The sequence below is a fragment of the Tenacibaculum crassostreae genome (assembly GCF_964512405.1).
Classification (GTDB): domain Bacteria; phylum Bacteroidota; class Bacteroidia; order Flavobacteriales; family Flavobacteriaceae; genus Polaribacter; species Polaribacter crassostreae.
On record NZ_CAZELE010000006.1, the window covers coordinates 283,346 to 297,346 of the forward strand.

Below are 14,001 nucleotides of genomic sequence, written 5' to 3' on the forward strand. Positions count from 1 at the left end.
AATTAAAAAGCTCATTCGAATCGAATGAGCTTTTTGTTTTTTATATTTTAAAAGATAATACCGGAAGCTTGCTATGATTGGCAATATCTTCAGAAATACTGCCTTCAAAAAAGTGAGCTATACCTTTTCTACCATGAGTAGCAACTACTAAAACATCTGCATTCGTTTTAGTAGCATGATAGAAGACTCCTTTTTCTACTGAATAATCAGAGATTATTTTTACTCTTTTTACACTCTCTTCTTCATTTTCATTTGTTAAACTAAAGAACTTTTTCATTCTATCTTCTAACTCTTGAGTGCTCTTAAATTTTGAAGTAGGTGTACTTATATACACTAACTCTAAATCACAGTTTAATTTTTCAAAGAAGGTTTTGGCTTCCATGTAAGGAGCAACATCATCTTGTGTAAAATCGCATGCAAAAACTGCTTTTTCAAGTTTTAAATCAATTGGGTTTTCTTTAACTACTAATACAGGAATGTGCGCATAACGAATTACTTTTTCGGTATTAGAACCAATAAACATTTCTTTCAATCCGCTAGCTCCTTTAGAGCCCATTACAATTAAATCTGCATCTTCTTCTCTTGCTAATTGATCTATTTCACTAAAAATTTTAAAATGCTTTATAATTGGAGTTACTTTAATATCAGCCAAATAATCTTTCTTTAAAAACTCAGCAAACTTCTTTTCGGTAAGTTGTAAATAAAACACCATTTCTTGTTGCATATAACTTTCTGACTGACTAATTACAGCATTAGAAAGTTCTAACATATGCACAACAATTATTTCTGCATTTGTTTGTTTTGCTAAAAAAGTTGCAGATTTTAATGCGTTTTCAGAATAATCAGAAAAATCGACAGGGACTATAATTTTTTTCATAATGAGTTATGGTTTAAAGTTTAATTCTAGTATAAATTTACCCATACTTTATAAGTTAAAGTATGATATTTATCAGTAAATATTTTTAATGGCAACCTTCTACAGAATTGTGTAAATCTGTAACTGGAATTGGAGAAACATAAGGTATTCCTAAACCGAGTCCTCTTAAAATAAACAGTACTCCAATAAAAACTACAACATAAGGTATGGCTTGTTGAATTCTTTTACGAACCAATCCGTTTGCAAAATTCCCTACATAAACAATGATTGTCATTAACGGGATGGTTCCTAAACCGAACAGAAACATATACAAACTACCCAATAGCATGTTAGAAGTAGTTATAGCTCCGAAAACTGCCATATATACCAATCCACAAGGAAGAAAACCATTTAAAAAACCAATGGTAAAAAAGGTGTCATTTCCTTTCTTTTTCAATTCTTTACCTAGTGATGATTTTACTTTCATCACCCATGTATTTATGTGCTTTGAAAAATTATATTTCTGAAAAGTTTTAGGTAACAAAATTACCAAAATCATTAATACACCAACTGCAATTGATAGTTGCTGTTGAAATCCGAAAAAATAGAATCCTTTTCCTAGCAACCCGAATAGCAAACCTATTAAGCTGTACGTAAATAAACGACCTAAATGGTAACTTGTAATTTGAAAAAACTGTTTTACTTTATGAGTTCTATTAACAGGTAGCATAAAGGCAATCGGACCGCACATGCCAATGCAGTGAAAGCTTCCTAGTAAACCTAATATGATGGCAGAAAGAAACATTAGTAAACTAATTCTTTCTGAAATAAATAATCTTTACTTTTGTAAGTCCAGGAAACAGTTATGTTCCAGCGACCACCCAACAAACGATTCTCAGGCACGAGCAAATATGTTTCGGAAAGCGAAATTGGCATTTCGAAATCCAGTTGTTTATTAGATGGTCTATATAGGAACACTTTTCCTTTTATATCTTTAGGATTAAAGTCTGTTGGAAAATGGACTTTTAATCCTTCTGATACTCTTTCTATTTTAATATTTTCTTTTAATTGTTTCGCATTTTTGGTTGCCTCAATTTTGTTCTGAAATTCTAATTCTTGTTGATAATATTTTTCAGTTACTAAATCGTGGTTATAGTTTTTACCTGTACTCATTGTTATTACAAAATACATGATAAAACCTATAAACCCAATAATTGCGATTACTATACCCGTGCCCCAGTTTAGTTTCATTTTATTTGGTTTTTGTGTCATTGTGAAGAAATAAAGTTTATTAGTTATTCTTCCTCGTAATGACTAATTATTTTTTATCTATAACTTCTTGGTCCTAAGAAATTGGTTGTGGTAGTTTCTATTAATTTATCGCCACTATACACTCCTATTTCTAACCTAACTTTTTCTTTTTTCATTTCAGATTGATGCAACTCTATAAACAATGTTCCTTCTGCTAATCCTTGTTTTGGTACTTCAAAATTTTGATGTATTACGGTTTCTATTTTCCCTTTGTGAGATAATAACTTGTAACTGACATCATCAATCTGTTTGGTTGTTTTATTTACTACTTTATAGGTGTAAATATTACTAATAATTCCGTTTTCTTTATGTTGATACAGTTGACCCGGTAAACGTAAAATGGTTGCTTCAACATCGTTTCTTAAGAACAACATTCCGATTAAAATTCCAATTAAAATGAACAATACTGCTGAGTATCCTTTCATTCTTGCAGAAAATTTAAATGGTGTTTTGTTTACGATGTTTTCTTCACTTGCGTAACGGATTAATCCTTTTGGCAATCCAACTTTTTCCATCATGTGGTCACACTCATCAATACAAGCGGTACAATTCACACATTCTAATTGCGTTCCGTTTCTAATATCAATTCCTGTAGGACATACATTTACACATTGAAAACAATCGATGCAATCTCCTTTTCCTGATGCTACTCTGTCTTCTTTTTTATTGAACTTTGCTCTACCCGTTTTTCCTTCTCCTCGAACATGATCATAAGCAACATTAATTGTTTTGTTATCTAGCAATACCCCTTGTAATCTACCATAAGGACAAGCGATAATACATACTTGCTCTCTAAACCAAGCAAACACAAAATAGAATACCCCTGTAAAAATTAATAGTGAAACTAAAGTACTGATATTATCAAATGGGTTACCAGTTACATAACTTATCAGTTTATCACCTCCTATTAAATAGGCTAAAAACACATTCGCAATTATAAAAGAGATGATGAAAAAAACAATCCATTTTAAAACTCTCTTTTTAATTTTTTCAGCATTCCAAGGTTGTTTTGCTAAACGAATTTGCTTTCCTCTATCGCCTTCAATTAAATATTCAATTTTTCTAAAAACCATTTCTAAGAAAATGGTTTGCGGACAAATCCACCCACAAAAAATTCGACCAAAAACAACAGTAAACAGAATGATAAACACCACTCCTATTATCATTGAAATCACCATTAAGTGAAAATCTTGAGGCCAAAAAGGAAATCCGAAAATATTGAACTTACGCTCTAAAACATTGAATAACAAGAACTGATTTCCGTTAATTTTAATAAAAGGTGCCGATAATAAAAAGGCTAGTAAAAAATAGCTTACATAGCTACGATATTTATAAAACTTTCCGCTAGGTTTTTTAGGAAACACCCAAGCACGTTTACCCTCATCATTTATCGTACCTATGCTATCTCTAAACTGTTCGTTACTGGGTGTTTCCATATCAACTATTAAAAACTAACTTTTACAAATACCTTATTGAATACTGTCTTTTGGTTGTTCTTCTACCGAGTTTTCGGTTACATTATTTTGTCCTTCTTCAACATACAAATCTCCTTGTGGTGGCTTTGGTTTAGCCGGAGTAGTACCTTGTAATGAAATGATATAGCTCGCTACTTTTTGAATGTCTGCTGGTTTTAACGTTTTATTCCAAGCAACCATTCCTTTTCCATCTCTACCACCGTTAGAAACAGTATTGAAAATATTTTTCATACCACCACCTAAAATCCAGTATTGATCTGTTAAGTTTGGTCCAATACCTCCACCTCCATCAGCAATATGACAAGCTGCACAATTAAGGTTATAAACGGCTTTACCTCTACTTAAGTCTGAATCAGATGTTAATACAATTGCTGTTTCAGCATCGATAACTGCTTCTGGCGAATTAGATTTAAATGCTGCTAATTCTCTTTTTGCTTCAGCAACTGCATTGGCATATTCCATTTCTTGGTTATCAGCTCCTAAAACGTGATATCTTACTAAATAAATTGCTCCGAAAATTATTGTTGCATAAAACATGTACAACCACCATGGCGGCAAGTTATTGTCTAACTCTTTAATTCCGTCATAATTATGATCTAGAATAATTTCATCTTCTTCTTCAACAGCTTTCGCTTCCGTCCATTTATTGATGATTTTTTTAGCCCAAGCCCAATTATCTACATCTTCAGGTTTAATACCTTCTTTTTCCATTTGAAGTTGCTCTGCTTTTTGTTGCGCCACAACATTTAAAGCTTCTTTTAAAACAACGACAGAAATTAATCCTATTAATGCTATCCATACTAATGGATGCTCGTACAAACTAAATGGATTCTCATACGATTTAATTGCAGTAATAATTGCAAAGAAGGTTACTGCTATGAAAATAATATATGCTATAGATTGAAAATATTTTTTCATCTTATTTTGAATTTACTAGTTATCTAATGGTAAATTACTTACCCTACTTATATACTCTTTTTTGGCTGTAAACACCCACCAAAACAACACTACAAAGAATGTAAAGAAAATGGTTAGCGAAATAATTGGGTATATCTCAATACCTGCAATTGTTTCCATATGATTTTTTACGAACTTTAACATAATTTCTAGTTTTTAGCACTTAATTGATCTTGAACATCTTTTACCTTGATATCGGTACCTAATCGTTGTAAATACGCTATTAAGGCTACGATTTCTCTATCTTTCATTTCAATAAAAGTTTGTCCGTTTTCTTGAGCATATTTCTTATCTGCTTCGTAATTTGTTTTGAAGTCAGGATCAGCATATAAGTTTTCTTGAATCTTAGCTCCTTGTTCATTCATGCTTACTTGTGCATTTGCAATATCATCTTCAGTATAAGGAACTCCTAAACTAACCATCGCTTTCATTTTGCTTTCAGTATCACTTTTATCTAACTGATTTCTTACTAACCATTGGTATGCTGGCATGATAGACCCTGGTGATGTACTTTGCGGATCATACATGTGATTTAAGTGCCAACTATCGTTATACTTACCTCCTACCCTTAATAAATCTGGTCCTGTACGTTTAGAACCCCATAAGAACGGATGATCGTATACAAACTCTCCTGCCTTTGCAAATTCTCCGTAACGCTCTACTTCTGATCTAAATGGACGTACCATTTGTGAGTGACATCCTACACAACCTTCACGGATATAGATATCTCTACCTTCTAATTCTAATGGAGAATATGGTTTAACACTTGTTATTGTTGGAATGTTAGATTTTACTAATAACGTTGGTATAATTTGAACAATACCTCCAATTAAAATCGCTACGGTAGCATAGATTGTTAACTTGATTGGTCTTCTTTCTAACCAAGTGTGCCAACCTTCTTTAGAAGTTCTATGTTTAGATACTTTTGTTAATGCTGGTGCTTCTGCCAGCTCATCAGTTACCCCAACTCCAGATTTTACTGTTTTAATAACGTTGTATAACATTACGAATGCTCCAAGGATAAATAAACTTCCTCCTATTGCACGCATCCAATACATTGGGATAATTTCGTTAACAGTTTCTAAGAAGTTACCATACGTTAATGTTCCGTCTGGATTAAATTGTTTCCACATAGAAGCTTGAACAAATCCTGCTACATACATTGGTAACGCGTACATAATAATACCTAAGGTTCCAATCCAAAAGTGGAAGTTTGCTAATGCTGTAGAGTATAATTTTGTTTTGAACATTCTTGGCACTAACCAATATAACATACCAAAGGTTAAGAATCCGTTCCAAGCTAAAGCACCTACGTGTACGTGAGCGATAATCCAATCACTAAAGTGAGCAATTGCATTTACGTTTTTTAACGATAACATTGGCCCTTCAAAAGTAGCCATACCATAACCAGTAATTGCTACTACCATGAATTTTAATACTGGGTCTACTCTTACTTTATCCCATGCTCCACGAAGTGTTAATAATCCGTTGATCATACCCCCCCAAGATGGAGCAATTAACATTACAGAAAATGCAACTCCTAAATTTTGAGCCCAATCAGGTAAAGATGTATATAATAAGTGGTGAGGTCCTGCCCAGATGTAGATAAAAATTAACGACCAGAAGTGTACAATAGACAATCTATATGAATATACTGGACGATTCGCTGCTTTAGGAACAAAATAATACATTAATCCTAAGAATGGAGTTGTTAAGAAAAATGCTACCGCATTATGCCCATACCACCATTGTACTAACGCATCTTGAACACCTGCGTAAACAGAATAAGACTTTAAGAATCCTACTGGTAATGCTAAACTGTTAAAAATATGCAATACCGCTACGGTAACAAACGTTCCTAAATAAAACCAAATAGCAACATATAAATGACGTTGTCTTCTTTGTAAGATTGTCCAAATCATGTTAGCCCCAAAAGCTACCCAAACTAATGCTATAGCAATATCAATTGGCCATTCCAATTCAGCATATTCTTTAGAACTTGTATAACCTAACGGAAGAGTAATAGCTGCTGCAACAATTATTAACTGCCATCCCCAAAAGTTGAAATTACTTAACAAGTCACTCGCCATACGAGCTTTTAGCAAGCGTTGTAGCGAGTAATATACTCCTGCAAAAATGGCATTACCAACGAATGCAAAAATTACTGCGTTTGTGTGTAATGGTCTTAAACGTCCAAAACTTAACCATGAAATACCATCAGTTAAATTTGGGAATAAAAACATAAAAGCCAATAACAATCCTACTGAGAAACCTACTATTCCCCATAGTAAGGTTGCGTAGATGAATTTTTTTACGATTTTATTATCGTAATAAAATTGTTGCATTTCCATAATCTATTTGAATTTAATATCTATTGTTAGTTGTTAATATTGTCTTCTTTTACTAGTTCATCATCAAACAACATGCGAACCGAAGGCGTGTACGAATCGTCGTATTGCCCTTTTTTTACTGAAACAATAAATGCTATAAAGAAAATAATAGCCACTAAAATACTTAGTGTAAGTAGTAAATAAATAACGCTCATATCTTGCCTGATAATTATAGGTCAAAGATACCTGTGAAGGTTTTCTTAAAACATGATATTTATCATGTTTGAAAATTTTATATAAAAAAACTCGAAGAAAAATCTTCGAGTTTAAATTCTTAAATAGTCATTGAAAACAATTTGGCTTCGGGTTGTTTTTCGTGAAGTTTTTTATCAAAAGCCATACAAATATTTCGCACGTATGGTCTTGCTCTTTCAGGAACTGTTAATTGATTCCCATCAATAAAAACCAATTCATCATCCATCATCTCTGCTAACTTTTCTATGTGAGTTTCTACATTTTTTATTTGCAGTTGCTCTTCTTCCCACGAAGTAGAAAAATGACACATGATATTTAAAATATGTTTTCTGATAATTAAATCTTCTTCAGATAAAATATGTCCTCTAAATACAGGAATCTCTCCTTCATTAACGATACTTTCATATTCTTTTACGGTTTTTACATTTTGTGCAAATCCGTACCAAGAATCTGAAATGGCAGACATACCCAAACCAATCATTAATTGTGTTTTATTAGCGGTATATCCCATAAAGTTTCTATGCAACGTTTTTTCTTCGGTTGCTTTGTATAAAGTATCGGTTGGTAACGCAAAATGATCCATTCCTATTTCGATATATCCCATTTCTGCAAACAACTCCTTCCCTATTTCGTACAATTCACGTTTTTCTTCATTCTTAGGCAAATCGTCTTCATTAAACCCACGTTGACCGACTCCTTTTACCCATGGAACATGTGCATAACTGTAAAACGAAATTCTATCAGGTTGTAGCTCTTTAGTTTTATTGATGGTATAAATTACATTTTCTTTGGTTTGAAACGGAAGACCGAAAACTAAATCGTGGCTAATAGACATATACCCTATTTCTTTTGCCCATTGATGTACTTTTTGAACATTCTCGAAAGGTTGAATTCTATGAATTGCTTCTTGCACCTTTGGGTTATAATCTTGCACACCAAAACTAACGCGAGTAAATCCTAAATTGTATAAACTTTGTAAGTGTTCTTTTGTAGTGTTGTTCGGATGCCCCTCAAAACTAAACTCGTGATTTGGATGTTTTGTAGCTTTCTTAAAAATTCCGTTAATCAATTTTTCTAATTGTTCGGTTGAGAAAAATGTTGGTGTTCCTCCTCCTAAATGAATCTCTTTAATCACAGGAACTTCATCAAGTAAATCAACATACAAATTCCATTCTTTTATAACGGTTTCTATATACGGATTTTCAACTTCATGACGTTTGGTAATGTGTTTATGACATGCGCAAAATGTACACAAACTCTCGCAAAAAGGTAAATGAATGTATAAACTAATTCCTTCTGACGAGTTACTTTCTATAAACGATTGTTTAAACGTTTTAATCCATTTTTCCTTTGAAAAAGTTTCATTGTCCCAATACGGAACGGTTGGATAACTTGTATATCTTGGTCCTGGAATATTATATTTTTGTATTAATGAGTTCATGTTCTCGATACTATTTTGTTTATTCTTCTACAAAATCACTCGAACTGACATTAAGCCAATTCTAAAGCGATTTCAATCATTTCTTTAAAGGTTTGTTCCCTTTCATCTGCAGTCGTTCTTTCTCCAGTAACTAAACTATCTGAAATGGTTAAAATTGATAGTGCGTTTACTTTGTGTTTTGCAGCAACAGTATACAGCCCATTTGTTTCCATCTCAACACAAAGCACTCCATAATCTGCCCATTTTTTATAGCTTTCAAATTCATCAGCATAAAATTCATCTGAGCTTAAAATGTTTCCTGCTTTTAACGGAATTCCTTTTTCTTTAGCTGCTTCAATAGCCTTTTGAAACAACTCAAAACTAGCTGTGGGTGAATAATCTGCTCCATTAAAACGGATGGTATTTAAACCTGAGTTTGTAGATGCCGCCATGGCAATAACAATATCTCTAATTTCAACTTCTTTTTGATACGACCCTGCTGATCCTACACGAATTAAGTTTTTAACTCCGTATTCGGTAATTAATTCGTGAGCATAAATTAAAGCAGAAGGAATCCCCATTCCTGTTCCTTGAACAGAAACTCTTTTTCCTTTGTAAGTTCCTGTAAAACCTAGCATACCACGTACATCGTTATAACAAACAGGATTTTCTAAAAAAGTTTCGGCAATCCATTTTGCACGCATCGGGTCTCCTGGTAATAAAACCGTTTCTGCTATTTCTTCCTTTTTTGCTTCTATATGTACACTCATAATTAATACTGATTTTTATCTGAAATTCCTGTAGTTACTAAAGAAACTCCTGAGGATGTCCCTAAACGAGTAACGCCCATTTCTATATATTTTAAAGCAGTTTCTACATCTCTAATTCCACCTGCAGCTTTTATTTGAGCTTTACCATCTACAACGTTATCCATAATGGTAACGTCTTCAAAAGTTGCTCCACCAGTTCCAAAACCTGTTGAAGTTTTCACAAAATCCGCCCCAGCATTTACTGCTAATTGGCTAGCTGTTTTTATCTGTTCTTTAGTTAAGTAACAATTTTCAAAAATTACTTTTAAAACGTTTTCTCCGATTGCTTCTTTAATTAATCGAATTTCTTTTTCTACATACTTTTCATCTCCTTCTAACAACTTACCTATATTAATTACCATATCAATTTCTGATGCTCCTTTGTCAATACAATCTTTGGCTTCAAAAACTTTGGCTTCGGTTGTCATTGCTCCTAAAGGAAAACCAATTACAGCAGCGACTTTCACGTTGGTATTTTGCAATTCTATAACTGCCAATTCTACAAAACTTCCATTTACACAAACAGCATAAAACTCATGTTCTATTGCCTCATTACATAACTTTTCTATTTCAGATTTGGTTGCTGTAGCTTTTAATAAAGTATGATCTATATATCTATTAATCTTCATGATTTTATACGCTTTTCACTCTTTTTAAAGTATCTAATTTTGATAGTGATAACCGAACTACGCTTTCTTCTGTTGCAGTTAAATTATGAACTACTTGTGGTTTTAATGATATTATATCACCAGTAGTCATCTCTTTTACCTCTTCTCCAACCCCAAAATCTATGCTCCCTTTTAGCACTTGAACAATAATAGCAAAAGGAGCTTGATGATCTTCCATTGTTTGTCCTTTTTTAAAGGCAACTCTAATTTCCTTTGAAAAATCAGTATCTAATACTAAAGACACTGCTGGTTTGATCTCGTTAAACTTTATATCTTTTAAAAATGAACCTATATTCATACGTTTTTTTATTAATTGCCTATTATGAGCTATTTTATTTTTCTTCCTAACATATTAGTTGCAATAGTTGTAAACACTACAACACTAATTGAACTTAAGGGCATTAAAATAGCAGCTATTACAGGCATTAATTGCCCAGTAACTGCAAAATAAAGTCCTATAATATTATACATTAAAGATAGTAAAAAACAATACTTAATAATTTGAACTGCTTTTTTTGATGCTTTAATATAACTCGCTATTTGATTGAATTTGGTTGCATCTAAAATAGCATCACATGCTGGCGAAAACACATTTATATTTTCCGAAATTGCCACCCCAACATTACTCTGAGCCAAGGCTCCTGCATCGTTCAATCCGTCACCAATCATTAACACACTTTTATTTTTTTGTTGTAAACTCTCAACATAATGCAGTTTATCTTCTGGTTTTTGATTGAATAAAAATGTGGTTTGTTTCGGTAAGAATCCTTGCAAAAATTGTTGTTCACCTTCATTATCGCCAGAAACAACCGATAAATCGCAATTTTTACTTAACTCAGTAAACAACTCATTTACACCATTACGATACGCATTCTTAAACACAAACTTTCCTTTATACTCATCATTTACACTTACATGTACAGAAGTATCTAAATTCGTTTGTTCTTTAACGCTTTTAACAAAAGATGCAGATCCAATTTTTATCTTAGTTTGTTCATAATTGGCTTCAATTCCTTTACCAACATATTCTTTATAATCTTCAACTAACAACATTTTTTCATTAGCTAACGAAGTATACAACATTCTACTTAAAGGATGGTTTGAAGCACGTAACGAACCTTTTAAAATTAATTTTTGAGTAGTATCTAAATTTTCTCCCTCGTAAGTAATTGTATTTTCTTTGTTTGTTGTTAAGGTTCCTGTTTTATCAAAAATTACTGAATCAACAGCTGCTAATTGCTCAACTACTGTGGCATTTTTTAGGTAGAATTTCTTTCTTCCAAAAATTCGTAAGATGTTTCCTAGAGTAAACGGAGCTGCCAATGCTATTGCGCACGGACATGCAATGATTAACACCGAAGTAAACACATTTAACGCTACACTCGAATCGTAATACAACCAAAATGCTGTTGATAAAAATGCAATAGATAAAACAACAATGGTAAAATTTTTACTAATCTTATCTGTTAATGTTTTAAAAGAAGAACTTTTATCTTTTTGAAAAACATCATTACTCCACAATTGTGTTAAATAACTTTGTGATACCGATGCTAACACTTCCATCTCTATACTTCCTGATAATTGCTTACCTCCTGCAAATAACTTATCTCCTGATTTTTTATTTACAGGAACTGCTTCCCCAGTAACAAAACTATAATCTACTTGTGCATTACCGCTGATTAAAATTCCATCAACTGGAATTAATTCTTGATTTCTTATTAAAAGTCTATCTCCTTTTTTAACATCATAAATTTGAGTGTTTTCTTCTTTTTTATCGGTAGTAATTTTCGTTACAGCAATTGGAAAATAGGATTTATAATCACGTTCAAACGATAAAAAATTATAGGTTTTTTGTTGAAAAAACTTTCCTAACAATAAAAAGAAAACCAATCCTGTTAAGCTATCAAAAAAACCTGTTCCTAAATCGAAAACAATTTCAGCAGTACTACGAACAAACAATACTAATATTCCTAAAGCTATAGGAATATCTATATTTAAAATCTTTGAACGAAGTCCTTTATATGCTGATATAAAATAATCAACTCCTGCATAAAAAACTACAGGTAGCGAAAAGAAAAACATTAACCATCGGAAAATTCCTTTATACTGTTCTAACCAGTATTCTGATACTTCAAAATACTCTGGAAACGATAAAAACATTACATTTCCAAAAGCAAAACCTGCTATTCCTAATTTATAAATTAAACTGCGATCTACTTTCTTTTTTCCTACCTCATAATCTTCTAAACTTATATAAGGTTCGTAACCAACAGAACTTAATAATAAAACTATTTCTTTTAATGAAGTTTTTTCTGAATTATAGGTAATTCGTACCGTTTTCTTCGGAAAGTTAACTTGAGAAGAACTTACATTTTCTTGTAACTTGTGTAAATTTTCTAAAATCCAAATACAAGAACTACAATGAATATGAGGTATATACAAGTTCACTACTTGCATATTACCATCGTTAAACTCTAGTAACTTTTCTACAATTGGTAGATTATCAAGGAAGTCGTATTTTCCTTGTATTTCTTCAGGAATTGCTCCTGGATTATTTTGAAAATCATAGTAACAAGTTAAATCGTTTTCTGAGAAAATCTCATACACGGTTTTACAACCGTTACAGCAGAAAAACTTATCTTCTACAGTAATCTTTTTTGTGTCGCACTCGTTACCACAATGAAAACAAATTGTGCTTTCCATATTTACTCTTTTGCCTGGTACAAATGTCTGATAAGTTTCCCTTTCAAAACATGATAATTATCAGCTTTTTCTTATATTTGAGATAGTTAAAAAAAGGCATATCATGAGCAAATGCGAACAATGTATCATTCGCGAATTCAATTCTTTAAAAGCTTTAACAAAAGAAGAACTTATTAGAATTACCGGTTGTAAAACTTCAAAAACAATAAAAAAAGGGGAAGTTCTTTTTGACGAAGGTGAACACATTAATGGTGTTTACTGCATAAAAGACGGTGTTTGTAAAGTTTCTAAGATGAGTGACAACGGTCGTGATCAAATCATTCACCTAATTAAAAAAGGTGATATTTTAGGTGAGCGTAGTTTAATAAATAATGAAGCTTCAAACTTAAAAGCTATAGCTGTTAATGATATGGAAGTATGTTTTATCCCTAAAGAAGAGATTCTTAGAGATTTAGAAAACAACTCAAACTTTTCTATGGACATGCTAAAGAAAATGGCTTCTTCTTTAAAAAGTGCTGATGATGTAATTGTTGATATGGCTCAAAAAACGGTAAAACAACGTTTAGCAGCTACGCTGTTACTTTTAGATTCTAAGTTCAAGAAGAATGAAAACGGTTCGTTAGATGTAAATTTATCAAGAGAAGATATTGCTAATATCATTGGAACCGCCACCGAAAGTGCCATTCGATTACTTTCTGAATTTAAAAAGAAAAAAATGATTGATTTAAAGGGTAAAGAAATTTTTATACTCGATACCAAATCTTTAAAAGACTTATCCGAAGGATTTTAATCTTATAAAATAAAAAAATCGTCTAGTTAGACGATTTTTTTATGCTTAAGCTTCTCCTGTTGTTCCTCCAAAATTCATCGGAATTGGTGGTTGCTCATAATCTTTAATTTCTCCGTTTGCTTGTTCAAATTTACGAACATTATCAGCTAACGCTTTTGATAAACGCTTAGCGTGTTGCGGAGTTAATATAATTCTAGATTTTACTTTTGCTTTAGGTACCCCTGGCATTATATTGATAAAATCAACAATAAATTCTGAAATTGAGTGATTGATGATTGCCAAATTACTATACGTTCCTTCAGCTATTTCTTGATCTAACTCTATATTTAATTGAGGTTCTTTCTTGTTATCTTCCATATATATATTAATACTATGTAGTTTTTAAAAAAACAAGGGTTTAGAATTCTATGAACTCTAAACCCTTGAT

The 14,001-nt window shown here is 32.1% G+C and carries 15 protein-coding genes; 1 reads left to right on the plus strand and 14 read right to left on the minus strand.

Features of this window, described 5'->3' with window-relative positions:
* Nucleotides 1–40 precede the first annotated feature (40 nt).
* The 13 genes from ACKTST_RS09385 to ACKTST_RS09445 form a co-directional block, all read right to left on the minus strand.
* Nucleotides 41–877: a universal stress protein gene (locus ACKTST_RS09385; RefSeq protein WP_408047499.1), complete on the minus strand. Its 837-nt coding sequence runs from the start codon at nt 875–877 to the stop codon at nt 41–43.
* An 85-nt stretch (nt 878–962) separates the two neighbouring features.
* Nucleotides 963–1,661 carry a sulfite exporter TauE/SafE family protein gene (locus tag ACKTST_RS09390; protein WP_408047500.1) on the minus strand — a complete coding sequence of 233 codons (699 nt, stop codon included), beginning with the start codon at nt 1,659–1,661 and terminating at the stop codon, nt 963–965.
* Complete coding sequence (locus tag ACKTST_RS09395; RefSeq protein ID WP_408047501.1) at nt 1,661–2,107, minus strand: FixH family protein; 447 nt, start codon at nt 2,105–2,107, stop codon at nt 1,661–1,663. The genes ACKTST_RS09390 and ACKTST_RS09395 overlap by 1 nt, the downstream gene beginning before the upstream one ends.
* A gap of 74 nt (nt 2,108–2,181) precedes the next feature.
* Nucleotides 2,182–3,603, minus strand: coding sequence for a cytochrome c oxidase accessory protein CcoG (ccoG, locus tag ACKTST_RS09400; protein ID WP_408047502.1), 1,422 nt, complete (start codon nt 3,601–3,603; stop codon nt 2,182–2,184).
* Between the two features lie 33 nt (nt 3,604–3,636).
* Nucleotides 3,637–4,560, minus strand: coding sequence for a cbb3-type cytochrome c oxidase N-terminal domain-containing protein (locus ACKTST_RS09405; protein ID WP_408047503.1), 924 nt, complete (start codon nt 4,558–4,560; stop codon nt 3,637–3,639).
* A gap of 15 nt (nt 4,561–4,575) precedes the next feature.
* The gene (locus ACKTST_RS09410; protein ID WP_125066974.1) at nt 4,576–4,743 is read right to left on the minus strand and encodes a CcoQ/FixQ family Cbb3-type cytochrome c oxidase assembly chaperone; all 168 of its coding nucleotides are present in this window, start codon (nt 4,741–4,743) and stop codon (nt 4,576–4,578) included.
* Nucleotides 4,744–4,748: 5 nt separating this feature from the next.
* Nucleotides 4,749–6,950 carry a cytochrome-c oxidase, cbb3-type subunit I gene (ccoN, locus tag ACKTST_RS09415; RefSeq protein ID WP_408047504.1) on the minus strand — a complete coding sequence of 734 codons (2,202 nt, stop codon included), beginning with the start codon at nt 6,948–6,950 and terminating at the stop codon, nt 4,749–4,751.
* Between the two features lie 26 nt (nt 6,951–6,976).
* Nucleotides 6,977–7,144 carry a cbb3-type cytochrome oxidase assembly protein CcoS gene (ccoS, locus tag ACKTST_RS09420; protein WP_408047505.1) on the minus strand — a complete coding sequence of 56 codons (168 nt, stop codon included), beginning with the start codon at nt 7,142–7,144 and terminating at the stop codon, nt 6,977–6,979.
* Between the two features lie 119 nt (nt 7,145–7,263).
* Nucleotides 7,264–8,625: an oxygen-independent coproporphyrinogen III oxidase gene (gene hemN, locus ACKTST_RS09425; RefSeq protein ID WP_408047506.1), complete on the minus strand. Its 1,362-nt coding sequence runs from the start codon at nt 8,623–8,625 to the stop codon at nt 7,264–7,266.
* A gap of 50 nt (nt 8,626–8,675) precedes the next feature.
* Nucleotides 8,676–9,374, minus strand: a complete 699-nt coding sequence (deoD, locus tag ACKTST_RS09430; RefSeq protein ID WP_408047507.1) for a purine-nucleoside phosphorylase — start codon at nt 9,372–9,374, stop codon at nt 8,676–8,678.
* Nucleotides 9,375–9,376: 2 nt separating this feature from the next.
* Entirely contained in the window at nt 9,377–10,042 is a 666-nt protein-coding gene (gene deoC, locus ACKTST_RS09435) for a deoxyribose-phosphate aldolase (protein WP_408047508.1), read from the minus strand.
* Nucleotides 10,043–10,046: 4 nt separating this feature from the next.
* Nucleotides 10,047–10,379, minus strand: coding sequence for a cupin domain-containing protein (locus ACKTST_RS09440; RefSeq protein ID WP_408047509.1), 333 nt, complete (start codon nt 10,377–10,379; stop codon nt 10,047–10,049).
* 29 nt (nt 10,380–10,408) lie between these two features.
* On the minus strand, nt 10,409–12,784 hold the full coding sequence (locus tag ACKTST_RS09445; protein ID WP_408047510.1) for a heavy metal translocating P-type ATPase: 2,376 nt from the start codon (nt 12,782–12,784) through the stop codon (nt 10,409–10,411).
* A gap of 103 nt (nt 12,785–12,887) precedes the next feature.
* Here ACKTST_RS09445 and ACKTST_RS09450 point away from each other — a divergent pair, with 103 nt between their 5' ends.
* Complete coding sequence (locus ACKTST_RS09450; RefSeq protein ID WP_408047511.1) at nt 12,888–13,574, plus strand: Crp/Fnr family transcriptional regulator; 687 nt, start codon at nt 12,888–12,890, stop codon at nt 13,572–13,574.
* Nucleotides 13,575–13,619: 45 nt separating this feature from the next.
* Here ACKTST_RS09450 and ACKTST_RS09455 read toward each other — a convergent pair whose 3' ends face one another.
* Nucleotides 13,620–13,931, minus strand: a complete 312-nt coding sequence (locus ACKTST_RS09455) for a DUF3467 domain-containing protein (protein ID WP_408047512.1) — start codon at nt 13,929–13,931, stop codon at nt 13,620–13,622.
* Nucleotides 13,932–14,001 lie beyond the last annotated feature (70 nt).

What these genes read in the sequence shown, in the direction of transcription:
- ACKTST_RS09385 (WP_408047499.1), bottom strand. Translation starts at nt 877, where the DNA reads ATGAAAAAAATTATAGTCCCTGTCGATTTTTCTGATTATTCTGAAAAC.
- ACKTST_RS09390 (WP_408047500.1), bottom strand. Translation starts at nt 1,661, where the DNA reads ATGTTTCTTTCTGCCATCATATTAGGTTTACTAGGAAGCTTTCACTGC.
- ACKTST_RS09395 (WP_408047501.1), bottom strand. Translation starts at nt 2,107, where the DNA reads ATGAAACTAAACTGGGGCACGGGTATAGTAATCGCAATTATTGGGTTT.
- ccoG (WP_408047502.1), bottom strand. Translation starts at nt 3,603, where the DNA reads ATGGAAACACCCAGTAACGAACAGTTTAGAGATAGCATAGGTACGATA.
- ACKTST_RS09405 (WP_408047503.1), bottom strand. Translation starts at nt 4,560, where the DNA reads ATGAAAAAATATTTTCAATCTATAGCATATATTATTTTCATAGCAGTA.
- ACKTST_RS09410 (WP_125066974.1), bottom strand. Translation starts at nt 4,743, where the DNA reads ATGTTAAAGTTCGTAAAAAATCATATGGAAACAATTGCAGGTATTGAG.
- ccoN (WP_408047504.1), bottom strand. Translation starts at nt 6,950, where the DNA reads ATGGAAATGCAACAATTTTATTACGATAATAAAATCGTAAAAAAATTC.
- ccoS (WP_408047505.1), bottom strand. Translation starts at nt 7,144, where the DNA reads ATGAGCGTTATTTATTTACTACTTACACTAAGTATTTTAGTGGCTATT.
- hemN (WP_408047506.1), bottom strand. Translation starts at nt 8,625, where the DNA reads ATGAACTCATTAATACAAAAATATAATATTCCAGGACCAAGATATACA.
- deoD (WP_408047507.1), bottom strand. Translation starts at nt 9,374, where the DNA reads ATGAGTGTACATATAGAAGCAAAAAAGGAAGAAATAGCAGAAACGGTT.
- deoC (WP_408047508.1), bottom strand. Translation starts at nt 10,042, where the DNA reads ATGAAGATTAATAGATATATAGATCATACTTTATTAAAAGCTACAGCA.
- ACKTST_RS09440 (WP_408047509.1), bottom strand. Translation starts at nt 10,379, where the DNA reads ATGAATATAGGTTCATTTTTAAAAGATATAAAGTTTAACGAGATCAAA.
- ACKTST_RS09445 (WP_408047510.1), bottom strand. Translation starts at nt 12,784, where the DNA reads ATGGAAAGCACAATTTGTTTTCATTGTGGTAACGAGTGCGACACAAAA.
- ACKTST_RS09450 (WP_408047511.1), top strand. Translation starts at nt 12,888, where the DNA reads ATGAGCAAATGCGAACAATGTATCATTCGCGAATTCAATTCTTTAAAA.
- ACKTST_RS09455 (WP_408047512.1), bottom strand. Translation starts at nt 13,931, where the DNA reads ATGGAAGATAACAAGAAAGAACCTCAATTAAATATAGAGTTAGATCAA.